Origin of the sequence: Daejeonella sp. (assembly GCF_044232565.1) — a bacterium.
Lineage (GTDB): Bacteria > Bacteroidota > Bacteroidia > Sphingobacteriales > Sphingobacteriaceae > Daejeonella.
The window spans coordinates 1-4,631 of record NZ_JBIILQ010000216.1 but is presented as its reverse complement, the minus strand read 5'-3'; the positions used below and the strand labels follow the sequence as shown (position 1 = coordinate 4,631).

Below are 4,631 nucleotides of genomic sequence, written 5' to 3'. Positions count from 1 at the left end.
ATAACCATTTTACTGCTTAGTAAAATGAATGCTGCTATAAAAAATGACTTCATAATTGATAATGTTAAAGGGAAAAAATATAATTTATTTGATAGCTTGATAAGTTAAAGCTCTAAATTTCTCTACCACATCGTTTCTTGAGCGCACTTGTAATTGGCGGTAAAAGAGCATAACAATTTTTTCTTGAGGGTCTACCCAGTAGGAAGTAGCAAATGCGCCACCCCAGTTAAATGTACCTATTTGAGCAGGGGTTTGGCCACTCGTTTTCTCGGTAAGCAGCTGAAATCCTAGTCCGAATTTATTACCTCCATAATTGATGTCATCAATTTGGTTAGTAATCATCATTCTTACGGTATTTTTGCCTAAAATTCGGTTTCCATTGTATTCCCCATTATTAAGGAGCATTTGTAAAAATATTCCATAATCGTATAAAGTGGAGCTTAATCCTGCTCCACCCGAGTAATAGGTATGCGGTACCAAAGGGTAATTTGAAGCTGCAGCACTATTTAACATACCTGCATCGGCCTTTACAAGCTTGCCTGGTGACTTTTCAGTATATAGGTTTACCAAGCGCTTTGACTTAGCTGGTGGGATATTGAAATAGGTATCTTTCATTCCTAGGGGTTCGAAAATCCTTGTTTTGAAGAATTCGTCTAGGGTCATTTCTGAAATTATTTCGACCAAACATCCAAGTACGTCATTATTAAGTCCGTAGGTAAACTTTTCTCCCGGCTGATGCATTAAGGGCATTTCCCCGAGTCTTGACATTGTTTCCAGAAGCGTTTTATTTTTCACCCCTAATCCAGCAGTAATATCATTTTTAGCATAAATGGCATTGGCCTCTTTCGAGCCTATCTGAGCGTAACCTAGTCCAGAGGTATGTGTTAACAAATCTTTTATCGTTAGCTCTCTTATTGCTGGAACCGTGGTATAAGTGGTGTCAGCAGGATTGAATTTTGCTAAAACACTTTGTTTTTTGAAAGATGGAATATATTGTGAAACAGGATCAGTCAATAATAATTTACCCTCATCAAATAAAATCATTATGGCCACGCTGGTTATGGCTTTCGTTTGAGATGCAATTCTAAAAATGCCATCTTTTTGAAGAGGTTCTTTAGTATCTAAGTCGTTATAGCCAATAGCCTTGTGATATGCAATTTTGCCATCTCGAATAATTAGGGCTGCGCCTCCGTTCATATAACCTTTTTCCACCCAATCGTTCATGGCTAGATCCATTCGCTTTAATCGTTCACTTGAAAATCCTGCCAACTCGGCGCCTGTATTGATGATGGTTTGGCCAAGTGTTTGAAGGGTTGCTGAGCCGAAAAGAATAAAAAATAAAAGGTATTTCTTCATGATCAAGAATTTTAGTTGAGCCATAAATATAGGAATAATGATCATTAAGATGATTTTCTTAATTAATGATTATTGACTAATTTCTTGAAATTAGAAAAGGGTGAAGTTTAGTGTGGACCCGCTTGTCTTGTTACAACAGATCGAACCTCTGCTGCTGGTATAAGGCTCATAGAATATTGGTATGGAGGAAGCCAGTTTGAGCTTGCGGAGCTTATTTGATTAGCCCCTGAATTAATGTAGATATTGGTTGAAGCGCCACTGATTACTCCCGGACTTGCATTGAAGTCTGTATAAATTGGAATATTCTGACTTTCGAACAGGTTATTATCAGTCCTAACGGTTCCATTAATAGTTACACCTATGGTGTATCCGCTACCGTTTAAGAAATAGTTATTAAAAATATGCATGAAGCCAAATCGTATACTTGGTTGTCTTTCGGATATGTTATACAAAAAATTACCATGCATGGTAACTCTTAGATGTCCTGCATCTGTGAACTGCTTATCTCCGCTCCCCACAAGGATTGCAGTATGCGCATCATGAAAAATATTATTGGAAATGGTTACATAATCTGATCGGTCAGTAATCTCCATCAGTTCGTCGTAGTAATCCCAGTTATGGTCCCTGTCTTGCCATAATTCATTATGATCTATCCAAATATGATGGCTTCCCTGTTTGATTGTGATACAATCGGCACCCACCACTTTGTTTATTTTCAGATTTTTTATAATCACATTGCTTACGCCATATATGGATAGCCCGACTCCATTAAGTGTAGCGCCCTCCACTCCAATAATGGTCTTGTTGGAGCTAATAATTACCATACCTGTATCAGAAAAACTTCCGGAAACTTGGATGGTCATCGGGCTAGGTGATTTGGCTGCAAATCTAAAATCATCCAGATTTGATACTGAAACTGTTTCTCCACCTATTCCTCCTGTTGTAGTTCCGTTGATCATTGCATAGCCAACAGGGTAAGTTTCCGGACTAATAACTTGAACTTGTGTAATTGGGCTTTCAACACTGCTTTTGCACCCAAGAATGATTAGGAATAATACGTATTTTTTCATGATTGTTAATAATACAAGTTATTAAAATCATGAGTTTAAACCGCTACATAAACTTCACAGTTTGGGTACAATTTCAGTTTACAATTTAAGCTTAATCTTTAGTAGCGCTTCTTAGAAAGATTCCCCCAGACTTAAGTAAAAGCCACTTTGTCTTTTCTCGCCAGAAATTCTTTCTCCGATACCATAATCCATTCGGATGCTTAAGCCCTTCTCAATGTCAAAAAAGTAGCGAAATCCACCACCAATATTTGGTTTAAAATCTCTTAGGTTAAAATCTCTCCTTTTAAAAACATTGCCAGTTGCCGCAAAACCTACTAGTCCGATGCGGGGGTGTACCCTAAAGCGGATTTCAGATTGGAGAGCCATTAAATTCTCATCCCTATAGCGACCTGTATAATAAGCCCGCATCATTTCATCACTTCCCAATTGGGGTAATAAATAAAATGGCGTGTTTTCTCCGTTTAGCGATTGGAAGTTGGCATTCAATCCGATACTTGTTTTTTTACTGACTGTTTGAAAATTACTGAAGTCCATTTTGAGTAGGCTACCCACATAATTATCGCCCCCAAAAATATTGGGAGCATAAGAATAGTTGAGCCTTACGAATGTACCCTTGGTTGTGTATGTATTTGAATTTCTACTGTCATAGATCTGCGTAAACCCAAAAAAAAGAACTTTCCCTCCTTCTTTATTAAAAATATTGGGATCCCTACTTAATATTCCGCCACTGGTTTTATCAATAAAATTATAACTTTCAAATGCTACGCTAATACCGCTATAGCGGGATTCACTAAATTGCTTTTCAATTGCGCCGTTTAACTTGAATAGTTTTTGGGTTAGCGGGTCTTCATCAGATGCTAAGGTTCTATTTCCGACTCCATAGAAGTTGAAAGGGAAATTTTTATAGCGTATTTCTCCGGTGTAGTGGAATTTATTTTTTGGAGACCAAATATCAGCCTTTAGTAGAAAGTTTGTTTGCTTTTCGCTTGTGATAGTAGCAGCTCCAGTAATTTGAGATGTGCGTGTAAGGCTATCTTGGCGATCAGTATAGAAGGAATAAAGGCTCAATGCACCTATTTCAGCCCCAGTTTCCTGAGAGTAGGCTAGTATAGGTAGGGGTAGAAAACTACTCTTTCGGCTGGTGTCAGCATCGCTAGATAAGAACTTTTTAATAAGCTTCATCTGGCTAAAACCAGTACTGCTAAGTAAGATGAATGAGGCTAGAAAAGGGATTGTCTTTAATAAATATCTTTCCATAAAGAGTGCTAAGATATTCTTTTTTAGAGATAATTTGAGAAGTTGGGGCTGATTCAGAACGATTTGAAACCTGAAGCATATCTTTTCAGGGAAATCCTTTTTTAATGATTAAATACATGCCATTACATAAAACATTCGTGCATCTGCTATAATTATTTATTTTTGCAGCTTAATAAGATACTATGAGTGTACAAAGAGGACCAATATCCCAGTTTATAGAAAAAAATTACCTGCATTTTAATTCGGCTGCTTTGGTAGACGCTGCAAAGGGCTATGAAAGCTATTTAGACGAAGGTGGTAAAATGATGATTACCCTAGCAGGAGCGATGAGTACTGCCGAATTGGGTATTTCTCTTGCTGAGATGATTCGCCAAGATAAAGTTTCGATTATTTCATGTACGGGAGCAAATTTGGAAGAAGATATCATGAATTTGGTAGCTCATTCACATTATAAACGTGTTCCTAATTATCGTGATTTAAGTCCCCAAGATGAATGGGATCTCCTAGAAAATCACTATAACCGTGTTACTGATACTTGTATCCCTGAAGAGGAAGCTTTTAGAAGATTGCAAAAGCATATTCATAAATTATGGAAGGATGCTGATGACTCAGGTGAGCGTTATTTCCCACATGAGTTTATGTATAAAATGTTAAATAGTGGTGTTTTAGAGCAGTATTATGAGATTGATCCTAAAAACTCGTGGATGCTTGCCGCTGCAGAAAAGAATTTACCGATTGTTGTTCCGGGTTGGGAAGATTCTACAATGGGCAATATTTTTGCATCTTATGTCATGAAAAAGGAGCTAAAGGCATTAACTGTAAAGAGCGGTATTGAGTATATGGGTTGGTTAGCCGACTGGTATATTGCAAATTCGGGGGGTAAGGGTGTCGGTTTTTTCCAGATAGGAGGGGGCATTGCCGGTGATTTCCCTATTTGCGTAGTTCCAA

Annotated in this window: 4 protein-coding genes; 1 reads left to right on the top strand and 3 read right to left on the bottom strand. The window is 37.7% G+C overall.

The window, feature by feature from the left end; translation table 11 throughout:
- Window positions 1-84 precede the first annotated feature (84 nt).
- The 3 genes from ACILQF_RS10700 to ACILQF_RS10690 form a co-directional block, all read right to left on the bottom strand.
- Window positions 85-1,356, bottom strand: a complete 1,272-nt coding sequence (locus tag ACILQF_RS10700; RefSeq protein ID WP_395627399.1) for a serine hydrolase domain-containing protein — start codon at window positions 1,354-1,356, stop codon at window positions 85-87.
- Between the two features lie 107 nt (window positions 1,357-1,463).
- Window positions 1,464-2,426: a polysaccharide lyase family 1 protein gene (locus ACILQF_RS10695; protein WP_395627398.1), complete on the bottom strand. Its 963-nt coding sequence runs from the start codon at window positions 2,424-2,426 to the stop codon at window positions 1,464-1,466.
- A gap of 111 nt (window positions 2,427-2,537) precedes the next feature.
- The gene (locus tag ACILQF_RS10690) at window positions 2,538-3,683 is read right to left on the bottom strand and encodes a polymerase (protein ID WP_395627397.1); all 1,146 of its coding nucleotides are present in this window, start codon (window positions 3,681-3,683) and stop codon (window positions 2,538-2,540) included.
- A gap of 182 nt (window positions 3,684-3,865) precedes the next feature.
- On the opposite strand from ACILQF_RS10690, the gene ACILQF_RS10685 reads away from it, so the two are divergent.
- Window positions 3,866-4,631, top strand: a 766-nt coding sequence (locus ACILQF_RS10685) for a deoxyhypusine synthase family protein (RefSeq protein WP_395627396.1), incomplete at its 3' end; no start/stop codon positions are given.